The following is a 14,064-nucleotide window of genomic DNA, read 5'->3' on the forward strand; positions in this document are numbered from 1 at the left end:
ATAGCCGCACATATTTTTCAGGAGGTGGCCGATGCAGGCTCTCGACGCGTTGCTCAACCGTGTTTCCGTTCCACGTCTGGTCGAACCGGCCCCCACTGCCGAGCAGCGCGAAGCCCTGTTTGGTGCCGCATTGCGTGCACCGGATCACGGGCATTTGCAGCCGTATCGTTTCTTGACGGTCGAAGGCGCGGCACGTGAGCAGATGGGCGAGTTGCTGGCTCAGGCTGCACAGATGCAGGAAGGCGAAGTCACCGAAGCGATGATCGACAAGGCCCGCAACGGCCCGCTGCGTGCACCGCTGGTAGTTGTAGTGATTGCCAAATTGCAGGAGCACGTCAAGTATCCGAAGGCCGAGCAGTTGCTGGCTGCAGGCTGTGCGGCGCACGGGATTTTGCTGGCGGCGTATGCGCAAGGGATTGGTGCGGTGTGGCGCACGGGGGATTTGGCTTATTCGCAGCACGTAGCCAAAGGTTTGGGGCTGGCGGAGGGCGAAGAGGTGATTGCGTTCCTTTACCTCGGCACACCGCAGAAGGAACCGCGTGTGGCGGAGAAGGTTGAGCTGGCTGAGTTTGTTAGTGCCTGGCCCGCCATCGCCTGAAGATCAAAAGCCCCTCACCCTAACCCTCTCCCGGGGGGAGAGGGGACTGATTGGGGGATGCTGTAGAGGTACGCCGACCTGAACGCTCTTCGCTGAATCCAGAATCGACGCGGATTACGGTTCTGTCGAATCCATAATCAACTCGGTGTTTCAGGTCGATGTCTGACGCAAGACACCTCGTTCGGCTCCCTCTCCCTCTGGGAGAGGGCTGGGGTGAGGGGCTTTTCTGGGGCGGGCGGCTCTTAGGGTTGCACCACCGCACCCGGCACCAATGGCAATTCCAGACTGGCAATAAACCCACCCTGCGGATGATTGGCCAGCGTCAAACTCCCACCATGGCGCTCCGCCGCCCGCCGGGCAATTGCCAGGCCCAGGCCATGTCCCGCCGCCGTCTGCCCCGGCGCCCGGTAAAACGGCTCGCCCAACTGACTCAGATGTTCGGCTAGCACGCCCGGCCCGTGGTCACGCACACTGACGATGATTTTTTCACCCTGACGTGAGGCTTGCATCTCGATCGCCTGATCTTGCGGGTTGAAGCGCTGGGCATTGCGCAGCAGATTATCGACCGCACGCTCGATCATGGTCGGCCAGCCCTTCAGGTGCAGTTGCGGATCGGCATCGAGACGCACCGTCTGCTCGGGCGATCCAAGTTGTGCATCTTTCTGCAACGTGCCCAGCAACGTATTCAGATCCACTTCTTCAGCACTGGCATTGTCAGCATCGACCCGTGCCAGCACCAGAATTTCACTGATCAACGCTTCCAGCCGATCACACTCGCGGGTCAGTCGTGGCCAAAGTTTTTCCCGTTCTTCAGGGTTGGCCCGTTCGGCCAGCGCCAAGGCAATGCGCAGCCGCGCCAACGGTGAGCGCAGTTCATGGGAGACGTCGCGCAGCAACTGACGTTGGCTGCCGATCAGGCTTTGCAGACGCGCGCCCATGCGGTTGAAGTCAGTGGCCAGCACGCCAAATTCATCGCGACGATTGGCCAGTTTCGCCAGGCTGTTCTGCTGATAAGTGGTCTGCCCCAGATCATGCACGGCGCCGCGCAAACGGCTGAGCGGGCGGGTGATCGAGAAGGTCACGAGCAAACTGAACAGGGTCAGTACCACCAGTGCGATGCCCAGCGCACTCAACGGCCAGAGCAGGCTTTCGCGGTGCCAGGCGTCGAGTTCAGGGTGGGGGATGCGGTAGATGAACAGGTAGGTGTCGCCGGTTTTTTCACTGGTGAACTCGTCGGTCAGGCGTCGCCATGGCAGACGGCGGTCATCGTTGTTCTGTCGTGCTTCGAAGGCCGCCGCGCGCCGGGGGAAAGTGCCGCGCACCACCGGATCGCCGCTTTCGTTGAGCACTTGAACGTCGATGTGATATTGGCGTTTGCGCTGTTCGAGGATGTCCTGCGCGGCTTCCTCGCCCTGGGCTTCGTAGGTTTGTGTCCACTCGCCGGCGAGGGTGTTGAGGCCGGGATGACGGCTGAGGATCCACGCGTCCTGATTGAGCATGTGCCCGAGCAGAATCGACAGCCCTGCCACCAGAGCGATGGCCAGCCAGAAGCTCGCGAGAATACGCCAGAACAGTGAACGCACAGAAAATCCTCAAAACAAACACAAATCCCTGCAGGAGCTGCCGAAGGCTGCGATCTTTTGACTTTGTTTTTTCAGATCAAGATCAAAAGATCGCAGCCTTCGGCAGCTCCTACAGGTTCCGGGTTGCAAAAGACCCGACGGGTTAACCGTCGGGTCCGGGTCAGAACATTATTGCGCTTTTTGCGCCTGTTGCGCTTTCCACGCTTTGAACTCGGCCCATTCGGCGCGGCGTTCAGCCTGTTTCTTCTGGATCTCGTCGAATTTCTTCTGTTGATCCGGTTTCAACACGGCGCGGACATCGGATTCGGCTTTCTTGTGGTTGGCCGCCATCTCGTCCTTCATGGCTTTCTGGTCAGCCGGCGAGAGTTTTTCCAGGTATTTGTCGACCACTTGCTTACGCTCGTGCATCTGCTCGCCCATGATCTTGCGGATCTGCTCGCGCTGCTCGCGGGAGAGGTCGAGTTGGCTGTACGGGCCTTTGCCGTGCATGCCGTGCATCTGACCGCCGTGGCGTGGGCCGTCGAGCGGGCCACCCATCGGGCCGCCGTCTTGCGGCATCGCCATGGCGACGGTTGGCAGAGCGGCAGCGAACATCAGAGCGATAAGAGTCTTGCGCATGGTGTATCTCCTTGTCTCGTTCCCGGTACGTTCCGGATGAGTTCAGATTACGGAGATCAAGGTCAGCGGCGGTCAGCGCTACGTAAAGCTTGGGTAAAGACGCTTCGCGTCCGACCTGACAAACACACTTTGTAGGAGTGAGCCCGCTCGCGATAGCGGTGTATCTGGCAAGAACATGTCGACTGACACACTGCTATCGCGAGCAGGCTCACTCCTACAAGTGGGAGGTTCAGAGGCTGTAGTAGTAACCCCGGCTGCGCAGGGCGACGATGCGCGGGCGGCCGTCGGAGTGGGGGCCGATCTTTTTGCGCAGGTTGCTGACGTGCATGTCGAGGCTGCGGTCGTACAGGGTCAGCTTGCGACCGAGGGCGAGCTGCGCCAGTTCCTGTTTGTCCAGCGGCTCGCCGGGTTGCTTGAGCAGCGCTTCGAGCAGGCGACTTTCGGAAACGGTCAGGGTCAGCTCTTTCTCGTCGATGCTGACCACGCCGCGCACCGGGCTGAAACTCAGGTCGCCCAGCTCAAGCTGAGTCGACACGGCAGCCGGATGACTGCGCCGCAATACGGCACGCAGGCGCGCGGTCAGTTCACGCGGGTCGCACGGTTTGGCCAGGTAATCATCGGCGCCCAGTTCCAGGCCGAGGATACGGTCCAGCGGCTCGCCACGGGCCGAGAGCATCAGAACCGGCAGATCAGCGTGATCGTTGCGCAGTTGCTTGAGCAGTTCCAGACCGCTGCCGTCAGGCAGCATCACGTCCAGCACCACCGCTGCCGGGGCGGTTTCAGCCAAAGCCTTGCGGGCACTCTGGCCATCGTGGCAGGCACGGACCTGAAAGCCTTCCTGGCTCAGCCAGCTACTCAGGAGTTCGCACAACTCCTGGTCATCATCAATCAATAACAGCTCGCTCATGACTCACTCAATTTAGCCATTGCCGACGTTTTCGGCTTGCTCCACTGGCAAAGATACCGCAGAGCAGCGCCAATAGCGCTACTCCTGCTCCCGTGACGAACCACTGCTGCTGGTCGGTCAACAGACGCGGCACCGGGCTGGCCTGGGCTTCCTTGAGTTGCAGCTTGAGGCGCTGGTTCTCTTGGCGCAGCCGGGCGAGCTGGGCGCTTTCGCGGGTGTTGTCGGCAGTTTGCAGTTGTTTGCTCAATTCTTCCCGTTGCTGCTCGCTGGCCTTGAGGCGCTGCTGCAGTTCGGTGATCTGGCTGCCGGCACTCAGCGACAATGGCGTGGAGCTGCCGCCTTCGGTGGATTCCTCACCATGGGCGGGCGTCATCATCGACAACGAGACCAACATCAGACACAACGGACCCTTGCGCATCGCTACACCTGCTTCCAAATGGATATTGGGCAGGTTGTCGGCAGGCAAACGAGAATAATGAGCGATTGAGAACGCGATGAACCGACAAGGTTCATCGCGTGGGAGAGACTTGCGCAGGAAAGTTACGGCAGGACTTGCTTGAACGGCTTGACGACGACGTTGGCGTAGACGCCAGCGGCGATGTACGGATCGGCGTCAGCCCACGCCTGCGCAGCGCTCAGGGAGTCGAATTCGGCGACGATCAGGCTGCCGGTGAAACCCGCTGCGCCCGGATCATTGCTGTCGACGGCCGGATGCGGGCCGGCCAATACGATGCGGCCTTCGCCCTTGAGCGCTTGCAGGCGTTCCAGATGCGCAGGACGCGCGGCCAGGCGTGCTTCCAGCGAGTTGGCGACGTCGGTGGCAATGATGGCGTAGAGCATGTCAGTCCTCGGTTTTTGGTGTTGTTGTGGTATCGGCATCGTGCAGGTGGCGCGACAGGTAAATGCCCTGTGCGACCAGGAACACCAGGGTCATGCCCAGGCTGCCGAACACCTTGAAATCCACCCAGTAACTCTGGAAGGTAAAGGCGACGAACAGGTTGGCAGCCCCGCAGAACAGGAAAAAGGCGATCCAGGCGATGTTCAGACGGGTCCAGACCGGATCCGGCAGGGTCAGCGCGTGACCCATGATGCGTTTGATCAGCAGGCGGTCACCAATGAAGTGGCTGCCGATGAAAGCAACGGCGAACAGCCAGTTGACCACCGGCGCTTTCCATTTCAGGAAGGTCTCGCTATGGAAGGCGAGCGTCAGGCTGCCGAACACCAGACAGGCGATCAGGGTCAGCCATTGGCTCTTTTCCAGCTTGCGCTGTTTGATGAACAACGCGCCATACACCACCAGGGAACTGATGATCAGCATCGCCGTGGCGCTGTAAATACCGCCTACAGTCACTTCATGGCCAGCGATGTCGACAACCCGTGGATCAAGTTTGTAAACGATGAAGAACAGCAGAAGCGGGATGAAATCGATGAATTGTTTCACAGTGAGAGCCAGAAGCTGGATGTGGCGGCATAATAACAAACATATGGGCGCGCGATAGCGCCAGCTGATTTGAGGTTACAACTCTCCGTGAATGTAGATTTGCACTGCCATAGCACGGCCTCCGATGGCGCCCTGGCGCCTGCGGTTCTGGTTGCGCGTGCGTTCGAGAACGGCGTGCGAGTCCTGTCGTTGACTGACCACGACACCCTCGAAGGCTTGGCCGAAGCGCGCACGGCCGCCAATGAACTGGGGATGCAACTGGTCAACGGTGTCGAATTGTCCTGTACCTGGGGCGGCGCGACCATTCATGTGCTGGGCTACGGTTTCGACGTCAACGCCGCGCCGTTGGTCGAGGCCATCGCCAAATTGCACGATGGCCGCTGGCTGCGGTCGGAAGAAATAAGCCGCAAGCTCGCCCTCAAGGGCATGCCCGGTGCCCTTGAAGGTGCCCGGCAGGTGCAGCAGGAACTGGGCGACAGCGGCAACGCCCCGGCCCGTCCGCATTTCGCTGACTGGATGGTGCGTGAAGGGTTTGTAAAGGATCGCGCCGAGGCATTTCGCAAATGGCTCGGCGCCGGCAAGCTCGGTGACGTCAAATTGCATTGGCCGACGCTGGAAGACACCGTCGGTACGTTGCGCGCCGCCAATGCCTGGGTCAGCCTGGCGCATCCGTGGCACTACGATTTCACTCGCAGCAAGCGCCGAAAGCTGATTGCCGACTATATTCAAGCAGGCGGGCATGCAATCGAGGTGGTCAATGGCCATCAGCCTGCGGAACAGGTCGGCAGCCTGGCAATCCTTGCCCGTGAGTTCGGTCTGCTGGTCAGCGCCGGCAGTGACTTCCATGGCCCTGGCGGCTGGTCCGAGATCGGCCAGTACCGGCCGGTTCCCGAGGACCTTCCACCCCTGTGGTGTCGGTTCAAACATGACACAGTTATTGCCGCCGTCTGAACAGGTAGAAAATGTGAGTCAATTTTTCCAGATACATCCGGAAAACCCGCAAGCGCGCCTGATCAAACAGGCGGTCGAGATCATCCGCAAAGGTGGGGTGGTGGTGTATCCCACGGACTCTTCCTATGCGATCGGTTGCCAGATCGGCGACAAGACCGCCATTGAGCGCGTGCGCCGTTTGCGCCAGCTCGATGACAAACACAACTTCGCGCTGATCTGCAGTGACCTGTCGCAACTGGGTAACTACGCCAAGATCGACACCGGTACCTTTCGTATTCTCAAAGCCCATCTGCCGGGGCCTTACACCTTCATCCTCAATGCCACCCGCGAAGTGCCCCGGCTGTTGCTGCATCCGAAGAAACGCACCATCGGCCTGCGCGTACCGAGCCAGCCGATCGCGCTGGCACTGCTGGCCGAACTTGGCGAGCCGCTGATGAGCGTGACCCTGATCATGCCTGGCGATGAAGACCCGTTGAGCGATCCCCACGAAATGCGCCAATTGCTTGAACACCAGGTGGACCTGATCATCGATGGCGGTTTCGGTGGTATCAAAGCTTCCACCGTGATCGACCTGACCGGCGATGACCCGGAAGTCGTGCGCGTCGGTTGCGGCGATCCGACGCCGTTCATGGTCGAGGCCTGAATGTCCGCAGTGGAAACCGTAGTCGATCCCCAGGCCGGCGCCCAGCAGGAGCTGCCGTTTGCCATGGTCTATGGTCAGGCGGTCATGGAAATGCCGCTGGACCTGTACATCCCGCCGGATGCCCTGGAAGTCTTTCTTGAAGCTTTCGAAGGCCCGCTCGACCTGCTGCTGTACCTGATCCGCAAACAGAACATCAACATCCTCGACATCCCTGTGGCGGAAATCACCCGCCAGTACATGGGCTATGTCGAGTTGATGCAGTCGGTGCGTCTGGAACTAGCCGCCGAGTACCTGGTGATGGCCGCGATGCTCGCCGAGATCAAATCGCGCATGCTGCTGCCGCGTGCTGAAACCGTCGAAGACGAAGAAGATGACCCGCGCGCCGAACTGATCCGCCGCTTGCAGGAATACGAGCGCTTCAAGGCCGCCGCTGAAGGCATCGACGGCTTGAGCCGGGTGGGTCGCGACGTGATCGTGCCCAAGCTCGACGCCCCGGAAGCCCGGGCGCGCAAGCTGTTGCCGGACGTGGCGCTGGAAGAGATTTTGATGTGCATGGCCGAAGTGCTGCGCCGTGGCGATATGTTTGAAAGCCACCAGGTCAGCCGTGAGGCATTGTCCACCCGCGAGCGCATGAGCGATGTGCTGGAACGGCTCAAGGGCGGCGGTTTTGTGCCGTTCGTCGAGCTGTTCACCGCCGAAGAGGGCAGGCTGGGTGTGGTAGTGACCTTTATGGCGATCCTTGAACTGGTCAAGGAATCCTTGGTCGAGCTGGTGCAGAATGAGCCGTTCGCCGCGATCCACGTGCGAGCCCGAGCCGAATAACGAGTCGAAACATGAACCTGACTGAACCCCGCGAGCTGGCGCCCCTGCTTGAAGCCTTTCTGTTGGCCTCGGGAAAGCCGCAATCCCTTGAGCGCCTGTTTGAACTGTTTGAAGAAGGCGAGCGGCCTGAGCCTGCGGTCTTCAAGAAAGCCCTGACGCTGCTGGGCAAGTCCTGCGAGGGCCGCGCGTTCGAGCTCAAGGAAGTCTCGTCGGGCTACCGTTTGCAGATTCGCGAGAAGTTTTCGCCGTGGGTCGGCCGACTCTGGGAGGAGCGCCCGCAGCGCTATTCCCGTGCTTTGCTGGAAACCATTGCGTTGATCGCCTATCGCCAGCCGATCACCCGTGGCGAGATCGAAGACGTGCGCGGCGTGGCGGTGAACAGCAACATCGTCAAGACCTTGCTGGAGCGCGAGTGGATTCGTGTTGTTGGTTATCGTGATGTGCCGGGCAAACCGGCAATGTTTGCGACTACCAAGATGTTTCTCGATCACTTCAACCTGAAAAACCTCGAAGACCTGCCGCCATTGGCCGAACTGCGTGAAATGGAAACCGACCCTGTCCTCGATTTCGACGACGCACCGGTGCCGCAGAGTTTGCAGGAGTTGGCCGACGCCAGCGCCGAGCCCGAGGAGGAGAAAGAGGAAACCAGTTTCCATACGCTGTTGCTGGAACTGGACAGCATGGAGGAGGGGATCAAGACCGACTTCGACGATTTGCTGCGCGATGCGGCGGATGGTGAGGCACCGACGGTTGAAGCAGAAGTTGAGTCTGAGCCTGAGCCTGAGCCACAGATCGCCGAGCCAACCATCGAAGTTGAACTCGAAGCTGTGCCCGAAGCCGAACCGGAAGAGGACATTCTCGGCGTCGCTGAGGCCCGCGAGAAATTGTTGGCCGCCGTCGCTGCCCTCGAACAACCCACGCCCGAACCCGAGCTAAGCGAAGAAGAAGCCGAAGCCCGCGCCCTGGCCGAAGCGATCGAAGCCGAACGCCGCGAGTTCGAAGACTGATCCGATTCCAAGGACACCGCGAACCCCCTGTAGGAGTGAGCCTGCTCGCGATTGCGGTGTATCTGCCAAGAAGATGTCGACTGACACACCGCAATCGCGAGCAGGCTCACTCCTACAAAGGATTTGTGTTTTTCCGGAGAAGGCGATGAGTTCCACCAAAGACCCCTGCATCAGCGTCTGCAAATTCACCGACGACATCTGCCTCGGCTGCGGCCGCAGCAAGCGTGAAATCAAGGCCTGGAAGAAACTCGACAAGGACGACAAGCGCACCGTACTGGCCGAAGCCGCGCTGCGCCTGATCAAACTCGGCAGCGCCGGTCGGCGGAAAAAGAAATAACTGTCGATCGATCAGCTAGTCTCTGATGCGCGACGGCGCACATCCGCGTATGATTCGCGACCCTTCGCCGATCCCTTCGGCCGAGAACCCAGATTTCAATGCTTCAGGCGCCCAATTCAGAGCGCTTGAACAGACCACACCGGGAGGTGCCCAGATGAGTGACATCAATCAGAAAGACGACCAGGAAATCGGCCCAGCAGGCGAAAAACTGCAGAAAGTCCTCGCCCGTATCGGCGTCGGCTCGCGCCGTGACGTGGAATCCTGGATCAGCCAGGGCCGGATCAAGGTCAATGGCAAAGACGCCACCCTCGGCCTGCGCGTCGACATGCACGACGCCATCACCATTGATGGCAAGGTGATCAAGCGCGAAGAGGCGGCCGAATCGGTACGCCGCGTGATCATGTACAACAAACCCGATGGCGAGATCTGCACCCGTGACGACCCGGAAGGCCGTCCGACCGTGTTCGACAAGCTGCCGCGTCCGAAAGAAGGCCGCTGGATCAACATCGGTCGTCTCGACATCAACACCACTGGTCTGCTGATGTTCACCACCGACGGTGAGCTGGCCAACCGCCTGATGCACCCGTCCTACGAGATGGACCGTGAGTACGCCGTGCGTGTACGCGGTGAAGTCGACGACGAAATGATCGAGCGTCTGAAAGCGGGCGTGGTGCTGGAAGACGGCCCGGCCAAGTTCACCGACATCAAGCAGGCGCCGGGTGGCGAAGGCTTCAACCACTGGTACCACTGCGTGGTGATGGAAGGTCGTAACCGTGAGGTTCGTCGCCTGTGGGAATCGCAAGGTCTGGTGGTCAGCCGTCTGAAGCGCGTGCGTTTCGGTCCGGTGTTCCTCAATTCCGACCTGCCGATGGGCCGCTGGCGCGAAATGAGCCAGTACGAAGTCGACATTCTCAGTGCTGAAGTCGGCCTGACGCCGGTGGCGATGCCGCAACTCAACGCCAAGAGCAAAGACAAGCTTGAGCGTATGCAGCGCAAATCGTCGCGCCCAATGGGCAAGACCGAGCGCGTACGCACGCTGCGTCCAGCCGCTGGCGCGCCGACCGGCCCACGTCCTAGCCGCGAGCCGCAGATCGAAGGCGAGCGTCCAGGTCGCAAGCCGGTTGCCCGCGACGGCGAGCGCGCTCCGCGTCCGGCCAACGGTCGCACTGAACGTGGCGAGCGTGGCGCTCCTGCCGGTCGCGGCACGCCAGTGGCGGATCGTCCAGCAGACACCACCAACAAGCGCCCGGCCAAGCCTGCGCCGAAGCGTCCGGGGATCAAGCTGGCTGATGGCGACAAGCCGTCGGGCAAGCGTCGCGGCGCACCGGCAGGGTCTGGTCAGCGTCCGGGGTTTGGTCGCAAGAAGCCTGAGTGATCGGGTTTAGCGCCGAATGAAAAAACGCCAACCGCAGGGTTGGCGTTTTTTTTCGTCTGGCGCACACCGATCGTTCCAACGCTCTGCGTGGGAATGCCTCAACGGACGCTCCGCGTTCGGCTCTAGAGGGACGCGGAGCGTCCCGGGCTGCATTCCCACGCGGAGCGTGGGAACGATCAGGCAAAGCTTAAAGTCAGAACACAAATCGCCCATCAAACACCGGCTTGTCATCCAGCGCCAAAACGCCGCCCGAGAAGATCAGGTCGAGGTGATGACTGCCCTTGGCCCCGCCACCCAATCCCAGATGCAAGCCACAATGCCGCTCCTCAAACCCGGCATTGCGCGCATACAAATCCTTCACGCCTTCATTGGTGCCAATGCCCAATTCCTCGATGCGCCGATTCGACGGATTGGCATCCAGATACTTGTTGAAATCATGCTCCAGCCCCGGCACATCAGTGGCGATGCGGCTGATGGTCGAATTCTCGATCCACAGTTCCAGCGGCGATTCCAGCACGCCGTATTTGCGCGCAAACGGGATGGTGCTGAGGAACGTGCCCTTGAATTTCACATGGCCGTTTATGGCCTCGCTGTGCGTGGCGATTTCACCCGGCGCGAGGTCGAAGTTGCCGACACCGTTGATGTCGGTCCATTTCTTGATGCTGCTCAGCGGCGTTTCAAACCATGAGCCGTCATCGTCCTTGAAACTCAGCGTGGTCGCATGGGACATGCGCTGGATCAAATGGCTGTTCAGCCCGGCAATCCGCTGCGGCGTGACGCTGAAGGTGTCGTAGAAATACTCGCCGTAATCCTTGAACAGCAGCGACTTCTTCCAGTTTTCCGCCATCACGCCTTGCAGCGCACGGACAAACTCCGGGCCTTCTGGGCGCGGGTTGGGCAGGGTGGAAGAGTCGTAGAAGAAAATGTACAGATCGCTGTCGGTGATTGCCGAAGTCAGCGTCGCGGTGCTGTCGAGGTCCAGGCGCCGGGCGCTGAACGTGAAGCGTGGATGATCGCCAGCCTGTTCGGCGATGGCGCCGGTCAGCGCTGCGTAATCAGCCGTATGGCCGAGCAGTACCTTTGCCGAGTCGAGGCCGGCAAGGGCTGGGTGATGTTCGAGGTAGTAAAGGAAATGCGAGATCGCGCGGGGCTTATCCATGAGTCCTCCCTGACTGACCGTGAAGAAAGCGGCAGGCACGACCGGCCGGATCGTGCCTGCCCGGGATGTCTTACAGAGGCCACATCGCCGTGCCGAACGGAACCACCGCGTCGGCTTGCATCATTTCCACAGCCGCCTCGTGGGTCGGTGCTTCAAACCATTCGTCCAGTTGCAGTTCGGTGTCCAAGTCTTTTTCCAGTTGCATGGTCGATCTCCTAGATGACTTTCACGGTTGTGACTGGCCGGTCGAGGTGGCCGGCGAGACGTGAAGAACCTAGTTCAAGGTTTTTTGTAATGCAAAAAATTATTTATTTAAAATTTAAATAGACTTTTTGTTCTGTTTTTAGGCTGCGTTTTTCTTATTTAAAAACAAAAAACTAGCGACCAATTTCATTAGCAAGCTTGCTACCGTCAATTTGCAGACGTCCTACAGAAATCTCTGAAGAGGAAATTATTCGTTACGTAGCGTAAAGAAATATTTACGAAAACCGCGGTAAAACCCAGTGAATCAACCTCGGTGCGGGCGCTGTAAGGAAAAGCTGCCGAAGCCTTGCCTGCCGGGCGCCCTGCGAGGCTCTGGCGCGCTTGTTTCAAAGGCATTTGCAGGGTGTGATGCGCCCCATGCCTGTCGTGCAGGTGCATAACAAGAAGGAGGCGCAATGAACGCCGTGACTGATTTCCACTTCTCTCCGTGGGACGGTTTTTTCCTCGTCCGCGTCGATGGCTTGCAAAGGCCTGACTCAATTTTTGCAGCCGCCCGAGGTTCTCGTGGCGGACACACGCAATCCCGGCAACCGCCACGCTGATCCAGCGAGGTCTGGCAGCAGGGGGTTAGCGGTGTACAATGCGCCGCGTTTTAACTGTGACCCTCTGCGTAATCGCGCAAATCTCAAGGCTAACCGCCTTGTTCACTCCGTGGCGCCACAAGCGTTTCGGGTTCGATTTCGTCACAGATAAAAACAAACAGGTGACGCATGACCGTTGTAAATGAGCTGAACTCCTGGTGCCTGCGCTGGGGTTTGATCGGGGCTGCCTGAAATCGCAACCTTGCAGCAACGTCTACTGAACATCATCAAACCTTGCGTGAGACCTTTTTCATGAGTGGACAACCCTCGCAATCAGGTACGCTTAAACGCGGCCTGAAAAATCGCCACATTCAACTGATCGCCCTCGGTGGCGCGATCGGTACCGGATTGTTCCTCGGCTCGGCCGGGGTGCTCAAATCTGCCGGCCCGTCGATGATCCTCGGCTATGCCATCTGCGGCTTCATCGCCTTCATGATCATGCGCCAGTTGGGCGAAATGATCGTCGAAGAGCCGGTGGCCGGTTCCTTCAGCCATTTCGCGCACAAGTACTGGGGTGGCTTCGCCGGCTTCCTGTCGGGCTGGAACTGCTGGATCCTGTACATCCTGGTGGGCATGTCGGAGCTGACCGCGGTCGGCAAGTACATTCACTACTGGGCGCCGGACATTCCGACCTGGGCTTCTGCGGCAGCCTTCTTCGTGCTGATCAATGCGATCAACCTGGCCAACGTCAAAGTCTTCGGTGAAGCCGAATTCTGGTTCGCGATCATCAAGGTCGTGGCGATTGTCGGCATGATTGCGCTGGGCAGCTACCTGCTGGTCAGCGGCAACGGCGGCCCGCAAGCTTCGGTAACCAACCTGTGGTCCCATGGCGGGTTCTTCCCCAACGGCGTCAGCGGTCTGGTGATGGCCATGGCGATCATCATGTTCTCCTTCGGTGGTCTGGAAATGCTCGGTTTCACCGCAGCGGAAGCCGACAAGCCAAAAACCGTGATCCCGAAAGCGATCAACCAGGTGATCTACCGGATCCTGATTTTCTACATCGGTGCACTGGTGATCCTGCTGTCGCTGACCCCATGGGACAGCCTGCTGGAAACCCTCAATGCGTCCGGTGATTCCTACAGCGGCAGCCCGTTCGTACAAGTGTTCTCGATGCTCGGCAGCAACACCGCCGCGCACATCCTCAACTTCGTGGTACTGACTGCGGCATTGTCGGTGTACAACAGCGGCACCTACTGCAACAGCCGCATGCTACTGGGCATGGCCGAGCAGGGCGATGCGCCGAAAGGTCTGGCGAAGATCGACAAGCGCGGCGTGCCGGTGCGTTCGATTCTGGCTTCGGCGGCGGTGACCGTGATTGCCGTGTTGCTGAACTACCTGATCCCGCACAGTGCGCTGGAACTGCTGATGTCGCTGGTGGTTGCGACGTTGGTGATCAACTGGGCGATGATCAGCTTCTCGCACTTCAAGTTCCGTCAACACATGAACAAAACGAAGCAGACGCCGCTGTTCAAGGCCCTGTGGTACCCGTACGGCAACTATGTCTGTCTGGCGTTCGTGGTGTTCATCCTTGGCGTGATGCTGTTGATCCCGGGGATTCAGATCTCGGTGTACGCGATTCCGGTGTGGGTCGTGTTCATGTGGGTTTGCTACGTGATCAAGAACAAGCGCAGTGCGCAAGCTGCGGTGCCTGCGACCGCCAAATAATCGCGCGCGCAGAAACAACAAACCCGGCCAAGTGCCGGGTTTGTCATTTTCAGGATTCACACAAAACCCCTGTAGGAGTGAGCCTGCTCGCGATAGCAGTGTGTCAGGTACAA

At 59.6% G+C, this 14,064-nt stretch carries 16 protein-coding genes; 8 read left to right on the top strand and 8 right to left on the bottom strand.

Annotated features, from left to right (window positions below; translation table 11 throughout):
• Positions 1 to 31: 31 nt before the first annotated feature.
• Entirely contained in the window at positions 32 to 598 is a 567-nt protein-coding gene (locus AK821_RS17345) for a nitroreductase family protein (RefSeq protein ID WP_064390812.1), read from the top strand.
• A 242-nt stretch (positions 599 to 840) separates the two neighbouring features.
• Here the strand turns inward: AK821_RS17345 and AK821_RS17350 are convergent, their stop codons facing one another.
• The 6 genes from AK821_RS17350 to AK821_RS17375 form a co-directional block, all read right to left on the bottom strand.
• The gene (locus AK821_RS17350) at positions 841 to 2,181 is read right to left on the bottom strand and encodes a sensor histidine kinase (protein ID WP_064390813.1); all 1,341 of its coding nucleotides are present in this window, start codon (positions 2,179 to 2,181) and stop codon (positions 841 to 843) included.
• A 168-nt stretch (positions 2,182 to 2,349) separates the two neighbouring features.
• Positions 2,350 to 2,799, bottom strand: coding sequence for a Spy/CpxP family protein refolding chaperone (locus tag AK821_RS17355; RefSeq protein WP_064390814.1), 450 nt, complete (start codon positions 2,797 to 2,799; stop codon positions 2,350 to 2,352).
• Positions 2,800 to 3,028: 229 nt separating this feature from the next.
• Positions 3,029 to 3,706 carry a response regulator transcription factor gene (locus tag AK821_RS17360; protein ID WP_064390815.1) on the bottom strand — a complete coding sequence of 226 codons (678 nt, stop codon included), beginning with the start codon at positions 3,704 to 3,706 and terminating at the stop codon, positions 3,029 to 3,031.
• A 7-nt stretch (positions 3,707 to 3,713) separates the two neighbouring features.
• Positions 3,714 to 4,124 carry a translation initiation factor 2 gene (locus tag AK821_RS17365; RefSeq protein ID WP_064390816.1) on the bottom strand — a complete coding sequence of 137 codons (411 nt, stop codon included), beginning with the start codon at positions 4,122 to 4,124 and terminating at the stop codon, positions 3,714 to 3,716.
• A 122-nt stretch (positions 4,125 to 4,246) separates the two neighbouring features.
• Positions 4,247 to 4,546: a YciI family protein gene (locus AK821_RS17370; RefSeq protein ID WP_007919677.1), complete on the bottom strand. Its 300-nt coding sequence runs from the start codon at positions 4,544 to 4,546 to the stop codon at positions 4,247 to 4,249.
• A gap of 1 nt (position 4,547) precedes the next feature.
• Entirely contained in the window at positions 4,548 to 5,147 is a 600-nt protein-coding gene (locus tag AK821_RS17375) for a septation protein A (protein ID WP_007919675.1), read from the bottom strand.
• Positions 5,148 to 5,234: 87 nt separating this feature from the next.
• On the opposite strand from AK821_RS17375, the gene AK821_RS17380 reads away from it, so the two are divergent.
• From AK821_RS17380 to rluB, 6 genes are all read left to right on the top strand, one after another.
• A complete protein-coding gene (locus tag AK821_RS17380; protein WP_064390817.1) occupies positions 5,235 to 6,098 on the top strand; it encodes a PHP domain-containing protein in 864 nt (287 codons plus the stop codon).
• 13 nt (positions 6,099 to 6,111) lie between these two features.
• A complete protein-coding gene (locus AK821_RS17385; protein WP_105709141.1) occupies positions 6,112 to 6,741 on the top strand; it encodes an L-threonylcarbamoyladenylate synthase in 630 nt (209 codons plus the stop codon).
• Positions 6,742 to 6,864: 123 nt separating this feature from the next.
• Positions 6,865 to 7,563 (top strand): segregation and condensation protein A, encoded by a 699-nt coding sequence (locus AK821_RS17390; RefSeq protein WP_172828192.1) that lies wholly within the window; start codon positions 6,865 to 6,867, stop codon positions 7,561 to 7,563.
• An 11-nt stretch (positions 7,564 to 7,574) separates the two neighbouring features.
• Positions 7,575 to 8,570 (top strand): SMC-Scp complex subunit ScpB, encoded by a 996-nt coding sequence (scpB, locus tag AK821_RS17395; protein ID WP_064390819.1) that lies wholly within the window; start codon positions 7,575 to 7,577, stop codon positions 8,568 to 8,570.
• Positions 8,571 to 8,715: 145 nt separating this feature from the next.
• Entirely contained in the window at positions 8,716 to 8,907 is a 192-nt protein-coding gene (locus AK821_RS17400; protein ID WP_064390820.1) for a DUF1289 domain-containing protein, read from the top strand.
• A 154-nt stretch (positions 8,908 to 9,061) separates the two neighbouring features.
• Positions 9,062 to 10,282 carry a 23S rRNA pseudouridine(2605) synthase RluB gene (gene rluB, locus AK821_RS17405; protein ID WP_064390821.1) on the top strand — a complete coding sequence of 407 codons (1,221 nt, stop codon included), beginning with the start codon at positions 9,062 to 9,064 and terminating at the stop codon, positions 10,280 to 10,282.
• A gap of 193 nt (positions 10,283 to 10,475) precedes the next feature.
• Here rluB and AK821_RS17410 read toward each other — a convergent pair whose 3' ends face one another.
• Both AK821_RS17410 and AK821_RS31150 read right to left on the bottom strand, forming a co-directional pair.
• Complete coding sequence (locus AK821_RS17410) at positions 10,476 to 11,441, bottom strand: hypothetical protein (RefSeq protein ID WP_064390822.1); 966 nt, start codon at positions 11,439 to 11,441, stop codon at positions 10,476 to 10,478.
• A 70-nt stretch (positions 11,442 to 11,511) separates the two neighbouring features.
• The gene (locus AK821_RS31150; protein WP_064390823.1) at positions 11,512 to 11,646 is read right to left on the bottom strand and encodes a hypothetical protein; all 135 of its coding nucleotides are present in this window, start codon (positions 11,644 to 11,646) and stop codon (positions 11,512 to 11,514) included.
• A gap of 892 nt (positions 11,647 to 12,538) precedes the next feature.
• On the opposite strand from AK821_RS31150, the gene AK821_RS17420 reads away from it, so the two are divergent.
• Positions 12,539 to 13,951, top strand: coding sequence for an amino acid permease (locus tag AK821_RS17420; protein ID WP_064390824.1), 1,413 nt, complete (start codon positions 12,539 to 12,541; stop codon positions 13,949 to 13,951).
• Positions 13,952 to 14,064 lie beyond the last annotated feature (113 nt).

The sequence above is a fragment of the Pseudomonas sp. RIT-PI-r genome, assembly GCF_001297015.1.
Classification (GTDB): domain Bacteria; phylum Pseudomonadota; class Gammaproteobacteria; order Pseudomonadales; family Pseudomonadaceae; genus Aquipseudomonas.